Below are 15,800 nucleotides of genomic sequence, written 5' to 3'. Positions count from 1 at the left end.
GGGATGGTTCAGGTGACGGCATCGCGCTTGGCCGCGATGTCGTAGGCTTGCGTGTCGAGGATGTCGCGCAGGATCTCGACGGCATGCCACACGTCGGCAAAGCTCGTGTACAGGGGCGTGAAGCCGAAGCGCATGATGGCAGGCTCGCGGTAGTCGCCGATGACGCCGCGCGCGATCAGTGCCTGCATCACGGCATAGCCGTGCGGGTGCGTGAAGCTGACCTGGCTGCCGCGGCGCGCATGCTCGCGCGGCGTGACGAGGCCCAGCGGATGGCTGGCGCAGCGCTGTTCCACCAGCGCGATGAACAGGTCCGTCAGGGCCAGCGACTTGCGGCGGATCGCTTCCATGCTCGTTTGCGCGAAGATCTCCAGGCCGCATTCGACCAGGGCCAGCGAGACGATGGGCTGCGTGCCGCACAGGGCGCGGGCGATGCCGTCGGCCGGGGCGAAGCCGGGTTCCATGGCGAAGGGTGCCGCATGGCCCCACCAGCCGGATAAAGGCTGGCGGAAGCGCGCCTGGTGCTTTTCCGGCACCCAGATGAAGGCGGGCGAGCCGGGGCCGCCATTCAGGTATTTATAGGTGCAGCCGACGGCCAGGTCGGCGCCGGCGCCATTCAGGTCCAGCGGCACGGCGCCGGCCGAATGGGCCAGGTCCCACAGCGCCAGCGCGCCCTGCGCGTGGCAATGGCTGCTGATGGCGGCCATGTCGTGCTGGTAGCCGGTGCGGTAATTCACGTGCGTGAGCATGGCGACGGCGCAATCGGCGGCGATGGCTTGCGCCAGTTCTTCGGGACTGTCGACCAGGCGCAGCTGGTAGCCACGGTCGAGCCAGGCGGCCAGGCCCTGCGCCATGTACAGGTCGGTGGGGAAGTTGCTGCGTTCGCTCACGATGATGCGCCGCGCTGCCCGCGCCGGGTCGCTCGCCTGCATCTGCAGGGCGGCGGCCAGGGCCTTGAACAGGTTGACGGAGGTGGTGTCGGTGATCACCACTTCACCAGTCTGCGCGCCGAGCAGCGGTGCCAGGCGGTCGCCAAGGCGCTTGGGCAAGTCGAACCAGCCGGCCGTGTTCCAGCTGCGGATCAGGTCCGTGCCCCATTCGGCCGTGATGACTTGCTGGGCGCGCGCCAGGGCCGCGCTGGGACGGGCGCCCAGCGAGTTGCCATCGAGGTAAATCACGCCGGCGGGCAGGTCGAACTGCTGGCGCAGGGGCGCCAGCGGGTCGTCCAGGTCGCGCGCATTGCAATCATGTAGTGAAATCATGGTGGCTTTCATGTTGAGACTTGTCTGGATGGCATGATATTACTTGAGGCTTGAAGTATCACGCAGGAGCCGGCAGTGTAACAAATCCCGCCGCGAACGCCAGATTTACGGTAGGGAAGGTGGCTGAAAAATGTCCGTCCACGGGGCGTCAACGAAAAAAATCACGATTTTTAAAAATATTTTCAAAAAGCCCTAAAGTTCCGCCAGACGCCGCCGTCAACGATTACATGAACGGTGAAATCGGCCGGATGGGGTGGTCAAGTTTTTTGAAATATTTTTCAAAAAAGCCCTAAAGTTCCTGCCGAGATCCCCGTTACATGGGTAGATAGGCTTGATTCAGGTCAAGTTGTTGTAAAAAAGTGATATTAAATGCGGGTGAAAAGTCAGCAAAACCTGACGTCCTGCATACCTCAAGAATCCGCGCCGTTGCAGGCGTGCGACCATGATCGAGCAGTGTTTGTCAGACAAACACCTACGGTCCCTTCCGTCATTCCCCGACCAAAAATACAGAGCTAGGCCTCTGTTGCGTTTGATGTTGCTCCTGCAGAATGTATCTCACTGGCAACACACACTGCCAGCAGAATTCAACGGATTGAGGAGATGGAAATGACTGCTAACGATATGATGGCTGAGATTCGCGACGCTAACCTGAGCTACCTGATGCTGGCCCAGCAAATGATTCGTGCGGATAAAGTGACGGCCATCTTCCGTTTGGGCATCGCCGCCGAAATCGCCGAACTGATCGAAGGCATGAGCAATGCGCAGATCCTGAAACTGGCTGGCGGCAACATGATGCTGGCCCGCTTCCGTTTCGATGACAGCGCCATCCTGGGCATGCTAACGAACTACAATAAAGACCGCTCGCTGGCCCAGTCGCACGCCGCCATCCTGATGGCTGGCCAGGGCGTCGAAGAAATCGCTTAAGGCTGTTTATTCGCACCCGTCAAACCTGGAGCAACTAGCATGGCCAAGAAAAGTGTCGTATCGGAAGCGCAGGAAATCCAGCTGGCCATCGAATTGATACAGTTGGGTGCCCGCCTGCAATTGCTGGAGACGGAAGTGTCGCTGTCGCGCGAGCGCCTGCTGAACCTGTACAAGGAATTGAAGGGCGTCTCGCCGCCCAAGGGCATGCTGCCGTTTTCCACCGACTGGTTCCTCACCTGGCAGCCGAACATCCATTCCTCGCTGTTCATCAACATCCATAAATTCCTCGTCGAGCACGCCGGCGCCACGGGCATCGAAGCCGTGATGAAGGCATACAAGCTGTATCTGGAGCAAATGCCGCCCGAAGCGGGCGAAGAGTCGCTGCTGTCGCTGACGCGGGCCTGGACCCTCGTGCGCTTTTTCAGCAGCAAGATGCTGGCCATGGCGCCTTGCGGCAAGTGTGGCGGCAAGTTCGTCGTCAACTGCCTCGACCTCAATGCCGATTATGTGTGCGGCCTGTGCCACATGCCTTCGCGGGCCGGCAAGACCAAGAAGGCGCGCGATGAAGCGGCCGCCGCCGCGCCGGGCGTGACCGCCTGAGCCGACATTTATCGTGTGCAGGGAAAGCCGGAGCCGGTCGCCAGACCGCACTCCGGCTTTTTTTGCCCTCATCGCTTACACTGGCGTTTTCCCCATTGAACTTGCCCATGCTGCAACAAATCCTGCGCGCCCCCGCGCTCAAGGCCATCCTGATCCAGGTGCTGGCCTTTCCCTTGATGTTGCTGCTGGTATATGGCCTGGCGCGTGCCGGCATCGCCATGTCCCTGCTGGCCGTGGCCGGCGTGCAGGGCGTGCTGGCGGCCGCCATCACGTGGCGCGCGGGCCTGGCGCGCTGGTGGTGCGCCATCGGCCTGCTGTTCGCGCCGGCCCTGCTGGCCGCCAGCCAGCTGGACTTGCCGCCTCTCGTCTTCCTGCTGGCGTTTGTTTTCCTGCTGAGTCTGTACTGGTCCACCTTCCGCACGCAAGTGCCGTTTTATCCGTCCGGGCCGAAGGCATGGCAAGCCGTGGCCGACTTGATCGCCGAGCGGCCCGGCGTGCGCCTGGTCGATATCGGCAGCGGCCTGGGCGGCCTCGTGCTGGACCTGGCGCGGCGCCGTCCGGATGGCCAGTTTTGCGGCATCGAACTGGCGCCGCTGCCGTGGCTGATCAGCCGCCTGCGCGCGCGGCTGGCGGGCAGCTCCGCCCGCTTCCTGCGCGGCGACTACGAGGCGCTCGATTTTGGCCGCTACGACGTGGTGTTTGCCTACCTGTCGCCGGCAGCGATGGCGGCCCTATGGGTCAAGGCGGAAGCGGAAATGTTGCCCGGTAGTATGCTTCTTAGTTACGAATTCAAGATTGCCGCGCGCGAACCCGATAAGACCATCGCCGCCACAGGGCGTGGTCCCTTGCTCTACATATGGTGCTTTTAAGCAATTGTCTGCGTTATTTGCTTGCCCGGAGGACAATCTCACGTTATTGTAGTTCCACACGGCATTTTGTTGAAATTGTGTTGAAAGGCAGGCCATTTCAATCTACCTACAGTTACTTTTTGTCGCTGTTCCCGGCCCGCGGTGCAGGGAGCTGGTTTGAGCATGCCGGGCGCGTCAGCCCGGTCCTAATTGGGAGTCAGGGCACTTGTTAGTCATAATCGGATACATCGTCGTCTGCGCCTCGGTTTTTGGCGGTTTCGCGCTGGCGGGCGGCCATCTGGCGGCGCTGTTCCAGCCGATCGAGCTGCTGATGATCGGCGGCGCCGCCCTGGGCGCCTTCCTTGTTGGTAACAATAACAAGGCGATCAAGGCCACCCTGGCCGCCTTGCCCAGCCTGTTCAAGGGATCGCGTTACACCAAGGAACTGTACATGGAGCTGATGTCCCTGCTGTTCGAGGTGCTCAGCAAGGTGCGCAAGGAAGGCTTGATGTCGATCGAAGGCGATATCGACAAGCCGGAAGAAAGCCCGCTGTTTTCCAAGTATCCTGCCGTGCTGGCCGACCACCATATCGTCGAATTCATGACCGATTACCTGCGTCTGATGGTGTCGGGCAATATGGATGCCTTCCAGATCGAAAACCTGATGGACAACGAGATCGAGACGCACCATCATGAAGGCGCCGTGCCGGCCCACGTGATTGCCAAGGTGGGCGACGGCTTGCCCGCCTTCGGTATCGTCGCCGCCGTGATGGGCGTGGTGCACACGATGGAATCGGTGGGCATACCGCCGGCCGAGCTGGGCATGCTGATCGCGCACGCGCTGGTCGGCACCTTCCTCGGCATCTTGCTGGCCTACGGCTTCGTCGGCCCCCTGGCCAGCCTGCTGGAGCAGAAGCTGGAAGAGTCGAGCAAGATGTTCCAGTGCGTGAAAGTGACCCTGCTGGCCAGCCTGAACGGCTATGCGCCGGCGCTGGCCGTGGAGTTCGGCCGCAAGGTGCTGTTCTCGACCGAGCGCCCGACGTTCAACGAGCTGGAAGACCACATCAAGAAATCGAAAACGAAGTAAGCAGTGAATATACGCCTGGACACCATGAGTCATTTGCAGCACACGGAAGGGGGACGCCATGGCCGATGAAGGCATGCGCCCGATTATCGTCAAGCGTATCAAGAAGACGGCTGGCGGGCACCATGGCGGGGCGTGGAAAATCGCCTACGCCGACTTTGTCACGGCCATGATGGCCTTCTTCCTGCTGATGTGGCTGCTTGGCTCCACGTCGAAGGGCGACTTGAACGGCATTTCCGAATTCTTCAAGACGCCGCTGAAGGTGGCGATGGCCGGCGGTTCCGGCAGCGGCGAGAGCAATTCCGTCATCCAGGGCGGCGGCCAGGACCTGTCGCGCCAGGATGGCCAGGTACGCAAGGCGCAGGAAGACCAGCAGCGCAAGTCCTTCGACCTCAATTCGGCCAAGGCCGCGCTCGAGCGCGAGGAGGGCCGGCGCCTGCAGGCGCTGAAAGCGCGCATCGAGGCGACCATCGACGCCAATCCCCTGCTGAAAAAATACAAGAACCAGCTGTTGCTCGACATTACCAGCGAAGGCTTGCGCATCCAGATCGTCGACGAGCAGAACCGTCCGATGTTTGCGCTGGCCAATGCGAACCTGCAGCCCTATACCAAGGAAATCTTGCACGCCATCGGTTCCGTGCTCAATGAAGTGCCGAACCGCATCGGCCTGTCCGGCCACACGGATTCGACGCCCTACATGAGCGATGCCGGCTACAGTAACTGGGAACTGTCGGCCGACCGCGCGAATGCGTCGCGGCGCGAACTGGTCATCGGCGGCATGAATGAAGACAAGGTGCTGCGCGTGGTGGGCCTGGGTTCGGCGGCGCACCTGGACAAGCTCGACCCGTTCAATCCGATCAACCGGCGCATCAGCATCATCGTCATGAACAAGCGCACGGAAGAGAACGTCCTGCGCGATGGTTCGGCGATGGAGCTGCCCGTGACCGACGCCGCTTCCGCCGCAGTTGCCTCCGGGCTGGCCGCCGGTACGCCGCCCGCGACGGCCCCCGTCCCCAGCCCGGCAGCGGCGAAAAAATAACACGCATGGACCGTCGACGCGTGGTGTATTGAAACAATGAGACCTTTATGACAAGAAAGAAAATACTTGGCTCGCATGTAAAGCGCCTGCTGTCCGGCGTGTCGGACCATGGCCGCAAGCACTTGACGGAGGTGGAAACCGACCTGGTGCAGACCGGCATCTTGCTGGAAGAGGCGATCGAGAAGCTGTCCTTCAATTTCATGGCCATCCATGCGGCCGTCGCGGCGCAGCAGGACACCATTGCCATGCTGCTCGACGGCGGCGTGCCGGCCGCAGAGCAGCGGGAAAGACTGCTGGCGCTGCAGGACGAGGTCGGGGGCTACGTGAATGCGGCCATCACCAGCCTGCAGTTCCAGGACATGACCAGCCAGCTGATCGAACGCACCTTGAAGCGCGTGACGGGCTTGCGCGAGTTCCTCGGGACCTTGGGATCGCACGGCGCGGAAATGCTGCCGGAGAGCGACAACGAGGAAATCGTCGCCTTGCTGGGGCGGGTCAGCATGGCGCTGGCGATACAAAGCCTGGAGTTGCGCAGCGTGCTGCGCAAGGCGGTCAGCCAGCAGCATCTGGAAAGTGGCGACATCGAGCTGTTCTAGCATGAGGATGCGGAACGCTTGCGGTTGCATGGATTGATTAATCAAATACTCGGGCAGGATGCCCGGAATAAGTGGGAGCAAAGATGGCCAAAACGATACTTGCAGTGGACGATTCCAGCTCATTGCGCCAGATGGTGGCGTTCAGCCTGAAAGCCGCCGGTTACCAGGTGGTGGAGGCCGTGGACGGCCAGGACGGACTGGAAAAAGCCAAGCTGCAAACCGTGGACCTGGTCTTGACGGACCAGAACATGCCGCGCATGGACGGCCTGGAGCTGATCAAGCTGCTGCGCGAACTGCCGACCTACCAGAAGGTGCCCATCCTGATGCTGACGACGGAATCATCGGACGAAATGAAGTCGAAGGGACGTGCCGCCGGCGCCAATGGCTGGCTGGTGAAGCCGTTCGATCCGCAACGCCTGATCGAAGTGGTCAAGAAGGTGATTGGCTGATGCCAGCCGCGCAGCGCAACGATGCAATTGACGGAGTCACCCTATGACCATCGATATTAGCCAGTTTTTTCAGGTCTTTTTCGATGAGGCCGAAGAACTGCTGGCTGAAAAAGAACGGCTGCTGCTGGCCGTCGATATTGCGGCGCCCGACGCCGAAGACCTGAATGCCATTTTCCGCACCGCCCACTCGATCAAGGGCGGCGCATCGACGTTCGGCCTTTCCGACATGAGCGAGGTGACGCATATCCTCGAGTCGCTGCTCGACCGCATCCGCCAGGGCCAGATGGCCCTGACGGCGGAACACGTCGACGCCTTTTTGGCGGCCAAGGACATTCTCAAGATGCAGCTCGACGGCCATCGTCTGGGCAGCCCCGTCGACCAGGATGCCGTGGCCGACGTGCGCATGATGCTGCAGTCGTTTTCGCAGGACGTGCCCGTGGCGGCGCTCACGCCCGTCGCGCCGGCTTTCCACACGGCGGAAAAGGAAGTCGTCAGCCACGCTGGCGGCCAGCGCTACCGCCTGGAGCTGCCGAAGATGGAAGAGCGCGAAGTCGATGCGCTGGCGGCCGAACTGGGCCTGCTGGGCGACGTGGCCGTGTCAAGCCTGCCCGACGCGCGCAAGGTGCTGGAAGTGACCACGCACGAAAGCCTGGACGATATCCTGGCCATCTGCTCGTTCGTGCTCAATCCGGACGACATGGTGATCACGCAGGCGCCGCCGCTGGCGCCAGGCGAAGCCGATGCGGCCCAGCTTGCCCGCGCGGCACAGGAAAAGGCCCAGGGCTACGGTTTCTTCGATCCCTTGCCGGGCGCAACCGCCGCCGCGCAGGCGCCTGCCGATCCCGGCTATGGCTTCTTCCAGCCATTGGATGAAATCCGCGCCGCCGCCGGCGTGCAGAGCGATGCCGAACGCGGCTACGGTTTCTTCCAGCCGCTCGAACAGATCCGCGCCGAGGCGGCCAAGGCCAGCCCCGCTGTTTCTGCGAGTGCCGCCGCGCCTGTGTCGGTCGTTGCCGCAGAAGCGGAGCAGGACAGGAAGCCGGCCAAGAAAGAGGGCGACAAGGCCGCTGCCGAATCGTCGTCGATCCGCGTCTCGATCGAGAAAGTCGACCAGCTGATCAACCTGGTGGGCGAACTGGTGATCACGCAGGCCATGATCGAGCAGCGCGCCGGCGCGCTCGACCCCATGCTGCATGAAAAACTGCTCGACAGCGTCAGCCACCTGACGCGCAACACGCGCGACTTGCAGGAAGCGGTGATGTCGATCCGCATGATGCCGATGGATTTCGTCTTTTCGCGCTTCCCGCGCATGGTGCGCGACCTGGCGACGAAACTGGGCAAGAAGGTCGATTTCATCACCAATGGCGCCGCCACGGAACTGGACAAGGGCCTCATCGAGCGCATCGTCGATCCGCTGACGCACCTGGTGCGCAACAGCATCGACCACGGCGTGGAAATGCCGGCCGCGCGCGTGGCCGCCGGCAAGACGGAGGCGGGCCGCTTGTTCCTGTCGGCCAGCCACCAGGGCGGCAACATCATCATCGAAGTGTCCGATGACGGCGCCGGACTGAACCGCGAGCGCATCCTGGCCAAGGCCATGCAGCAGGGCCTGGACGTGTCCGAGACGATGAGCGATGCCGAGGTGTGGCAACTGATCTTCGCGCCCGGCTTTTCCACCGCCGAAGCGGTCACCGACGTGTCGGGCCGCGGCGTGGGCATGGATGTCGTCAAGCGCAATATCAGCGCCATGGGCGGCGTCGTCGACATCCGCTCGGCGAAGGGCTTCGGCACGACGATTTCCATCTCGCTGCCGCTGACCCTGGCCATCCTGGACGGCATGTCGATCCGCGTGGGCGACGAAGTGTATATTTTGCCGCTGGGCTTTGTCATCGAATCCTTGCAGCCGGCCGTTGAAGACATCAAGGACATCAGTGGCAAGGGCCAGGTGGTGAAGGTGCGCGGCGAATACCTGCCATTGATCCCGCTGTACCAGATGTTCGACATCGCGCCGCGCTTTACCAGCCCTTCGGAAGGCATCTGCGTGATCCTCGAGACGGAAGGGCGCAAGGCGGCCCTGTTTGTCGACGATCTCGTGGGCCAGCAGCAAGTCGTGGTGAAGAACCTCGAATCGAACTACCGCAAGGTGGTGGGCATTTCCGGCGCCACCATCCTTGGCGACGGCGGCGTATCGCTGATTCTCGACGTCGCCGCCCTGATCCGCTCCTCTCGCCAGCTGGCTGACGAGTCCCTTTTCGCAACACAGACAGATAACAGATAGGAAAACCCACCATGTCAGATACTCAAGCATTATCCGGTAGCAAACCGGGCGACGGCAAGGACATCGCCGGCCGTGAATTCCTGGCCTTTACCCTGGGCTCCGAAGAGTACGGCATCGATATCCTGAAGGTCCAGGAAATCCGCGGCTACGAGGCGGTCACCCGCATCGCCAACGCGCCTGAATTCATCAAGGGCGTCATCAACCTGCGCGGCATCATCATTCCCGTGGTCGACATGCGCATCAAGTTCAACCTGGGCACGCCCGTGTACGACCAGTTCACGGTAGTGATCATCCTGAACATCGGCGGACGCATTGTCGGCATGGTGGTCGACAGCGTGTCCGACGTGACCACCTTGAGCCCCGAGCAGGTCAAGCCGGCGCCGGAAATGGGCACCGCCTTCTCGACCGACTACATGATCGGCCTGGGCACCATCGACGAGCGCATGCTGATCCTGGTCGATATCGACAAGCTGATGTCGAGCAGCGAGATGGGCCTGATCGACAAGCTGGCAGCGTAATGCCGGCGGGCGGCGCCGGGTGCGCCGCCGTTTTGCCACGCAAAGAATCACTACAGATATGCATGTACCGGCGCGGGCATTGGCCAGAGGCGCGCCGGCAGGCTGCAAGGTCCGACAGAGACCCGGCCACAACACGGCACCGCACGGTTGAGCGGGCGCCGTTCACACATATATATGGGAGACTGTAATGAGTTTGCGCGATTTTAAGATAGGCACGCGGTTGGGAATCGGTTTTGGCAGCATCCTGGCCATCCTGGTGGTGGTGGTCGTCTCGGCCAACGCCCTGAATTACCGCAACAAGGCGGAATTGCTGGACGGCCTGGCGCTGGCAGGCGAGAAAAACACGCAGGCGTCGCTGATGAAGAGCGCGATGCTGGAAACGGGCATCGCCATGCGCAATATCGGCTTGCAGGGCGACGTGGGCCTGATGCAGGCGGAAGAAAACAAGGTACGCGAGCAGCGCAAGCTGTATGACGGCGCGCGCGCCAAGCTGGCGACCCTGGGCCTGTCCGATAGCGAGAAGGCGCTGCTGGCCAATATCGCCAGGATAGACCTCGAAGTCGATGCGGCCTTCAAGGAAGCGATGGGACAGGTGCTGGCGTTTAACAGCGAAGGCGGGGCCAAGGTGATCGCCACGCGCATCGATCCGCTGAACAAGAAGACGCTGGCCGACATCAACAAGCTGCTGGATTTGCAGCACGTGGCGCAGCAAAGCTTCATGGACGGTTCGCTGGCGGCCGATGCGCGCCTGATGACGGTACTGTTCATCCTGGGCGGCGCGGCCGTGGCGATCGGTGCCTGGTGCGCCGTCTTCATCACGCGTTCGATCACGCAGCCCTTGTCGGGCGCGCTGGCCGTGGCGCAGAAGGTGGCGGCGGGCGAGCTGACGTCGCGCGTGGTAGTCGAAGGCAAGGATGAAACGAGTGCGCTGCAGCAGGCATTGAAGGACATGAACGACAGCCTGGTGCAGACGGTCAGCAATGTGCGTCACGGTACGGAAACCATTACCGTGGCGTCGCGCGAGATCGCCAGCGGCAATGCGGACCTGTCGGCGCGCACGGAAAACCAGGCCAGTTCGCTGGAAGAGACGGCGTCGTCGATGGAAGAGCTGACGTCGACGGTGAAGCAGAATGCGGACAATGCGCGCCAGGCCAACCAGCTGGCCGTGTCGGCGTCGTCGGTGGCGGAGCAGGGTGGCAAGGTGGTGGCGCAAGTGGTCGATACCATGGGTTCGATCAAGGACAGTTCGCGCAAGATCGTCGATATTATCGGTGTCATCGACGGTATCGCCTTCCAGACGAATATCCTGGCCCTGAATGCGGCCGTGGAAGCGGCGCGCGCCGGGGAACAGGGACGCGGTTTTGCCGTGGTGGCGACGGAAGTGCGCAACCTGGCGCAACGGTCGGCCGGCGCAGCCAAGGAAATCAAGGGCCTGATCGGCGATTCGGTCGACAAGGTCGACGCGGGCAGCCGCCTGGTGGACGAAGCAGGACAGACCATGGGCCTGATCGTCACGTCGATCCGGCAAGTGGCCGACATCATGGGCGAGATCACGGCGGCGACGCAGGAGCAGAGCCATGGCATCGAAGAGGTCAACCAGGCCATCGCGCAGATGGACCAGATGACGCAGCAGAACGCGGCGCTGGTCGAGGAAGCGGCGGCGGCCGCCGAGAGCATGCAGGACCAGGCGCAGATACTGGCAGATGCCGTCAGCATCTTCAAGCTGGGTAGCGAAGCGGTGGCGCCGGCCGCTCCAGCACCGGTAGCTGCACGGGCCACCGTGCCCGCGCGCCCTGCACTGAAGGTGGCGGCAGGCATGGGCCGGCAGGCGAAAGCGGCGCAGGCCGTGACGTCGGCGCCGGCGAAAAAGCTGGCGGCAGCCGGCGGCGACGATTGGGAAGAGTTCTGACGCCAGCCCGGTCCCGCTAGTTATACTTGCAAAGGCATTGGTCAGAGTAGTCATAGAGAGGTAAAAACAAATGCCGCAAACTAAAACGGATTCGGTCAAGGAGTTTGACTTCACCGGCAAGGACTTCGAACGGGTCCGCGCCATGATTTACAAGCGGGCCGGCATCGCGCTGGCCGACAGCAAGCAGGAGATGGTCTACAGCCGCCTGGCACGGCGGCTGCGCGCGACCGGCATTTCCTCGTTCGTCCGCTACCTGGACGACCTGGAAGCGGGGCGCATGGGCGACGAATGGGAAGCGTTCACGAATGCGCTGACGACCAACCTGACGTCGTTTTTCCGCGAGGCGCATCACTTTCCCCTGCTGGCCGAGCACGTGAAGAAACTGAGCGGGCCGATCACCATCTGGTGTTCGGCCAGTTCCACCGGCGAGGAGCCGTATTCGATCGCCATGACGGTGTGCGAGGCATTCAACACGCTCACGCCGCCGGTCACCATCATCGCCACCGATATCGATACGAACGTGCTGGCCACGGCCGCCAATGGCGTCTACAACCTGGACCGGCTCGACAAGATGCCGGCCGACCGCGCGCGGCGTTTTTTCTTGCGTGGCAAGGGCGACCGCGAGGGGCAGGTCAGGGTACGCCCGGAACTGCGCCAGATGATCACCTTCAAGCCGCTCAACCTGCTGGCCGACGGCTGGCCGTTGACGGGGCAGTTCGACGTCATCTTCTGCCGTAACGTGATGATTTATTTTGACAAGGCGACGCAGCGCAAGATCCTGTCGCGCTTTGTGCCGTTGATGAAGCCCGATGCCCTGCTGTTTGCGGGGCATTCGGAGAATTTTCTGTACGTGTCGGATTCATTGAAGCTGCGCGGTAAAACAGTCTATGAGCTCGATCAGCCGCGGGGCAGCGCACCCAAGGCATCGTCGCATCGTACATGAGAGTGAAATATGAGCCTGGAACCCAAAGAGCAATTCGCCACTAACGTCTATTACGACCGGACGTTCAATTGTGACGCCGCCAAGATACTGCCTGGTGAGTACTACTTCACCAACAAGGACATGCTGATCGTCACCGTGCTCGGTTCCTGCGTATCTGCCTGCATACGCGACCGTGTGACGGGCCTGGGCGGCATGAACCATTTCATGCTGCCGGACGGCGGCAGCGACACCAACAGCCCGATCTCGGCCTCCATGCGCTATGGCACCTACGCCATGGAGATATTGATCAATGACCTGCTGAAGGCGGGCGCGCGGCGCGAGAACATGGAAGCGAAGGTCTTCGGCGGCGGCGCCGTGCTGCGCGGCTTCACGGCGATCAACGTCGGCGAGCGCAACGCGGCCTTCGTCATCAACTACCTGAAGGCGGAAAAGATGCGCGTGGTGGCCGAGGACCTGAACGACATCCACCCGCGCAAGGTGTACTTTTTCCCCCGCAGCGGCAAGGTGCTGGTGAAAAAGCTGATGCAGACGCATAACGACACGCTGGTGCGCCGCGAACTCGATTACGCCAGCCGCCTCAAGGTGGCGCCCGTGGGCGGCGAGATCGAGCTGTTTTAAGCGCCGGAGCAAGCCTGCTGCGCGTGGCGCCTTGCGCCCTGCGATGCTTGCCGCGCCCCGGCACGGTTGCGCTGCGCATCACTGCCGCCCGCAATGGTTTGATCAGCTGTTTTTTTGATGAAGAATAAGGGCCGCCAGGCCTGGAAGGATGACTATGAAGATCAAGGTTTTGATCGTGGATGATTCGGCGCTGATCCGCAGCGTCATGACGGAAATTGTAAACAGCCAGCCCGACATGGAAGTGGTGGGCGCGGCGCCCGATCCGCTGGTGGCGCGCGAGATGATCAAGCAGACCAATCCCGACGTGCTGACCCTGGATGTCGAGATGCCGAAGATGGATGGCCTGGACTTCCTGGAAAAGCTGATGCGCTTGCGCCCGATGCCGGTGCTGATGGTGTCTTCGCTGACGGAGCGCGGTTCGGAAATCACCATGCGCGCGCTGGAACTGGGCGCCGTCGATTTCGTCACCAAGCCGAAAATCTCGATCCAGAGCGGCATGCGCGAATACACTGACATGATCGCCGATAAAATCCGCGCCGCGTCCAAGGCGCGCATCCGCGCGCGCACCCTGCCATCGGCCAGCGACAAGGCGGCCGCGCCGCTGCCGGCCCTGCGCAGTCCCCTGACGTCGAGCGAAAAGCTGATCATCGTGGGCGCCTCGACGGGCGGCACGGAAGCGATCCGCGAATTCCTCATGCAGATGCCGTCCGACTGCCCCGGCATCCTGATCACGCAGCACATGCCCGAAGGGTTTACCCGCTCGTTCGCGCGCCGCCTCGATTCGCTGTGCAAGATTTCGGTGCAGGAAGCGGCAGGCGGCGAACGCGTGCTGCCCGGCCACGCCTACATCGCGCCCGGCCATTCGCACCTGACCCTGACGCGCAGCGGCGCCAACTACATGACGAAGATCGACCAGGGCGAACCCGTCAACCGCCACCGTCCGTCCGTGGACGTGCTGTTCCGCTCGGCCGCGCAATCGGCCGGCAAGAATGCCGTCGGCGTGATCCTCACCGGCATGGGCAAGGATGGCGCGCAAGGCATGCTGGAGATGAAGGCGGCGGGAGCGTATAATTTCGCGCAGGATGAAGCCAGTTGCGTGGTGTTCGGCATGCCGCGCGAGGCGATCGCCATCGGCGCAGCACATGAGGTCGGCGCCCTGACGGCGCTGCCTGGCATGGTGCTGGGCCACCTGGCTGCGCATGGCATGCGCGCTTTGCGCGTGTAAGCCACGTTTTATATGATCTGAGGCAAGTTTGTTCGCCTAAAAGCAACGAAAATGCTATCCTACAACTTGCTGCCGTAGTGTCGACCATAATGTCGGCATTCATGTCGATATTATTAACAAACCGCTACAGAAACAACGGAGTTATTCATGGCTGATCCAAAGATGAAATTTTTAGTCGTTGACGATTTTTCGACGATGCGCCGCATTGTCCGGAATCTGTTGAAGGAACTGGGTTATGCCAACGTCGACGAGGCGGAAGACGGCGTCATGGGCCTGGCCAAGCTGCGCGCGGAATCGTATGATTTCGTCGTCTCGGACTGGAACATGCCGAACATGGATGGCCTGACGATGCTGCAGCATATCCGCGCCGATCCGGCACTGGCCAAGCTGCCCGTGCTGATGGTGACGGCCGAAGCGAAAAAGGAAAACATCATCGCCGCCGCGCAAGCGGGCGCCAGCGGTTATGTGGTCAAGCCGTTCACGGCCGCGACCCTCGATGAAAAGCTGAACAAGATTTTCGAGAAGCTGGAAAAAGCCGGCGCCTGATCTCGGTCTTTCCGCTGAAAAAAACGCTGCCAGTGCGAACTGGCAGCGTTTTTTTTTGCCCCTTGCTTCAGGCAGCGGCATGGAGGGACAGCAAATCGCCGATGCCGATGCGCCGGGCAAAGTCGATGCGCACCTGCTCGGCAATTTCCGACACTTCCCGGGCGCCGTCACCGATAAAGTCGATCACCGTGCGGAACGGGCGCTGGCCGGCGGGCAGGCCCACCACGCGCACGATCTCGCCGGCCACCGCCTGCGGGTCGGCATCGGGCGGCGTCAGGGCCGACAGGCGTTCCGCCACCTGGTCCATCAAGCCCTCATAGCGCGCATACGCGGCGCTGGTGACGTGGTCCGCCGGCTTGCCCGCGTTGGGGAAATGCGCCGTGCCGCGCGTGAAGGCACCCGGCGTGACGATGGACGTCTCGATGCCGAAGCGCGTCAGCTCATACGCCATCGTGACGGCGACCGAATCCATGGCCGCCTTGGCCGCCGCGTATGGCCCCATGAACGGCGGAAAGCCGCCGCGCGTGGTGCTGCTGCCGACCCACAGCAGCAAGCCGCTGCCGTGCGCCCGCATGGCTGGCAGGGCAGCCTTGTTGACGCGCTGGGCGCCGATCACGTTGGTGTCGAAGACGTGCTGGATTTCGTCCGGTGTAAACGCTTCCATGGGGCCCGTGACGAGGCCGCCCGCATTGTGGATGACGACGTCGAGACGGCCCTGTTCGGCCAGGATGGCGGCGATGGCGGCATCGGCCGATGCTTGTGACAGCACGTCCAGTTCCAGCGCGCGCAGGTCGCCGCCGTGCCTTGCAGCGTCGTCGCGCAGCTCCTGCGCGCGCGGCGCATTGCGGCCCTGCGTGTCGCGCATGCTGGCATAAACGACGTGGCCGGCGGCGGCCAGCGCGCGGGCGGAGAGGGCGCCGATGCCGGTCGAGGCGCCGGTAATCAAAATGATTTGTTGCATGAT

The 15,800-nt window shown here is 62.3% G+C and carries 16 protein-coding genes; 14 read left to right on the top strand and 2 right to left on the bottom strand.

The genetic code is table 11. The features are described from left to right. Window positions 1-8: 8 nt before the first annotated feature. Window positions 9-1,259 (bottom strand): kynureninase, encoded by a 1,251-nt coding sequence (kynU, locus tag AC07VL_RS25565; protein WP_494808326.1) that lies wholly within the window; start codon window positions 1,257-1,259, stop codon window positions 9-11. Window positions 1,260-1,865: 606 nt separating this feature from the next. Here kynU and flhD point away from each other — a divergent pair. From flhD to cheY, 14 genes are all read left to right on the top strand, one after another. Next, a complete protein-coding gene (flhD, locus tag AC07VL_RS25560) occupies window positions 1,866-2,183 on the top strand; it encodes a flagellar transcriptional regulator FlhD (protein ID WP_034758381.1) in 318 nt (105 codons plus the stop codon). A gap of 39 nt (window positions 2,184-2,222) precedes the next feature. Next, on the top strand, window positions 2,223-2,783 hold the full coding sequence (flhC, locus tag AC07VL_RS25555) for a flagellar transcriptional regulator FlhC (RefSeq protein ID WP_494808325.1): 561 nt from the start codon (window positions 2,223-2,225) through the stop codon (window positions 2,781-2,783). Window positions 2,784-2,890: 107 nt separating this feature from the next. Next, complete coding sequence (locus AC07VL_RS25550) at window positions 2,891-3,652, top strand: class I SAM-dependent methyltransferase (RefSeq protein ID WP_494808324.1); 762 nt, start codon at window positions 2,891-2,893, stop codon at window positions 3,650-3,652. Window positions 3,653-3,857: 205 nt separating this feature from the next. Continuing rightward, window positions 3,858-4,718, top strand: a complete 861-nt coding sequence (gene motA, locus AC07VL_RS25545; protein WP_290603455.1) for a flagellar motor stator protein MotA — start codon at window positions 3,858-3,860, stop codon at window positions 4,716-4,718. 58 nt (window positions 4,719-4,776) lie between these two features. Next, the gene (gene motB / locus AC07VL_RS25540; RefSeq protein WP_494808323.1) at window positions 4,777-5,754 is read left to right on the top strand and encodes a flagellar motor protein MotB; all 978 of its coding nucleotides are present in this window, start codon (window positions 4,777-4,779) and stop codon (window positions 5,752-5,754) included. Window positions 5,755-5,801: 47 nt separating this feature from the next. Next, entirely contained in the window at window positions 5,802-6,350 is a 549-nt protein-coding gene (locus AC07VL_RS25535) for a chemotaxis protein (RefSeq protein WP_290603453.1), read from the top strand. 83 nt (window positions 6,351-6,433) lie between these two features. Next, window positions 6,434-6,799: a response regulator gene (locus AC07VL_RS25530; protein WP_034758362.1), complete on the top strand. Its 366-nt coding sequence runs from the start codon at window positions 6,434-6,436 to the stop codon at window positions 6,797-6,799. 43 nt (window positions 6,800-6,842) lie between these two features. Then, window positions 6,843-9,077, top strand: a complete 2,235-nt coding sequence (cheA, locus tag AC07VL_RS25525; protein WP_494808322.1) for a chemotaxis protein CheA — start codon at window positions 6,843-6,845, stop codon at window positions 9,075-9,077. Between the two features lie 11 nt (window positions 9,078-9,088). Next, entirely contained in the window at window positions 9,089-9,595 is a 507-nt protein-coding gene (locus AC07VL_RS25520; protein ID WP_092799771.1) for a chemotaxis protein CheW, read from the top strand. Between the two features lie 187 nt (window positions 9,596-9,782). After that, window positions 9,783-11,504, top strand: a complete 1,722-nt coding sequence (locus tag AC07VL_RS25515; protein WP_494808321.1) for a methyl-accepting chemotaxis protein — start codon at window positions 9,783-9,785, stop codon at window positions 11,502-11,504. A 70-nt stretch (window positions 11,505-11,574) separates the two neighbouring features. Then, a complete protein-coding gene (locus AC07VL_RS25510; RefSeq protein ID WP_290603450.1) occupies window positions 11,575-12,447 on the top strand; it encodes a CheR family methyltransferase in 873 nt (290 codons plus the stop codon). 9 nt (window positions 12,448-12,456) lie between these two features. Continuing rightward, window positions 12,457-13,065 carry a chemoreceptor glutamine deamidase CheD gene (cheD, locus tag AC07VL_RS25505; protein WP_071324465.1) on the top strand — a complete coding sequence of 203 codons (609 nt, stop codon included), beginning with the start codon at window positions 12,457-12,459 and terminating at the stop codon, window positions 13,063-13,065. A 154-nt stretch (window positions 13,066-13,219) separates the two neighbouring features. After that, a complete protein-coding gene (locus AC07VL_RS25500; protein ID WP_290603449.1) occupies window positions 13,220-14,290 on the top strand; it encodes a protein-glutamate methylesterase/protein-glutamine glutaminase in 1,071 nt (356 codons plus the stop codon). Window positions 14,291-14,437: 147 nt separating this feature from the next. After that, window positions 14,438-14,836, top strand: coding sequence for a chemotaxis response regulator CheY (cheY, locus tag AC07VL_RS25495; protein ID WP_010396677.1), 399 nt, complete (start codon window positions 14,438-14,440; stop codon window positions 14,834-14,836). A 67-nt stretch (window positions 14,837-14,903) separates the two neighbouring features. Here the strand turns inward: cheY and AC07VL_RS25490 are convergent, their stop codons facing one another. Beyond that, on the bottom strand, window positions 14,904-15,797 hold the full coding sequence (locus tag AC07VL_RS25490) for an SDR family NAD(P)-dependent oxidoreductase (protein WP_494808320.1): 894 nt from the start codon (window positions 15,795-15,797) through the stop codon (window positions 14,904-14,906). Window positions 15,798-15,800 lie beyond the last annotated feature (3 nt).

It is taken from the genome of Janthinobacterium sp. GW821-FHT03C08 (assembly GCF_059420905.1).
This window is presented reverse-complemented; position numbering and strand designations above follow the sequence as displayed.

Coding starts and splice junctions, on each gene's coding strand:
- kynU (WP_494808326.1), bottom strand. CDS start 1,259: ATGATTTCACTACATGATTGCAATGCGCGCGACCTGGACGACCCGCTG.
- flhD (WP_034758381.1), top strand. CDS start 1,866: ATGACTGCTAACGATATGATGGCTGAGATTCGCGACGCTAACCTGAGC.
- flhC (WP_494808325.1), top strand. CDS start 2,223: ATGGCCAAGAAAAGTGTCGTATCGGAAGCGCAGGAAATCCAGCTGGCC.
- AC07VL_RS25550 (WP_494808324.1), top strand. CDS start 2,891: ATGCTGCAACAAATCCTGCGCGCCCCCGCGCTCAAGGCCATCCTGATC.
- motB (WP_494808323.1), top strand. CDS start 4,777: ATGGCCGATGAAGGCATGCGCCCGATTATCGTCAAGCGTATCAAGAAG.
- AC07VL_RS25535 (WP_290603453.1), top strand. CDS start 5,802: ATGACAAGAAAGAAAATACTTGGCTCGCATGTAAAGCGCCTGCTGTCC.
- AC07VL_RS25530 (WP_034758362.1), top strand. CDS start 6,434: ATGGCCAAAACGATACTTGCAGTGGACGATTCCAGCTCATTGCGCCAG.
- cheA (WP_494808322.1), top strand. CDS start 6,843: ATGACCATCGATATTAGCCAGTTTTTTCAGGTCTTTTTCGATGAGGCC.
- AC07VL_RS25520 (WP_092799771.1), top strand. CDS start 9,089: ATGTCAGATACTCAAGCATTATCCGGTAGCAAACCGGGCGACGGCAAG.
- AC07VL_RS25515 (WP_494808321.1), top strand. CDS start 9,783: ATGAGTTTGCGCGATTTTAAGATAGGCACGCGGTTGGGAATCGGTTTT.
- AC07VL_RS25510 (WP_290603450.1), top strand. CDS start 11,575: ATGCCGCAAACTAAAACGGATTCGGTCAAGGAGTTTGACTTCACCGGC.
- cheD (WP_071324465.1), top strand. CDS start 12,457: ATGAGCCTGGAACCCAAAGAGCAATTCGCCACTAACGTCTATTACGAC.
- AC07VL_RS25500 (WP_290603449.1), top strand. CDS start 13,220: ATGAAGATCAAGGTTTTGATCGTGGATGATTCGGCGCTGATCCGCAGC.
- cheY (WP_010396677.1), top strand. CDS start 14,438: ATGGCTGATCCAAAGATGAAATTTTTAGTCGTTGACGATTTTTCGACG.
- AC07VL_RS25490 (WP_494808320.1), bottom strand. CDS start 15,797: ATGCAACAAATCATTTTGATTACCGGCGCCTCGACCGGCATCGGCGCC.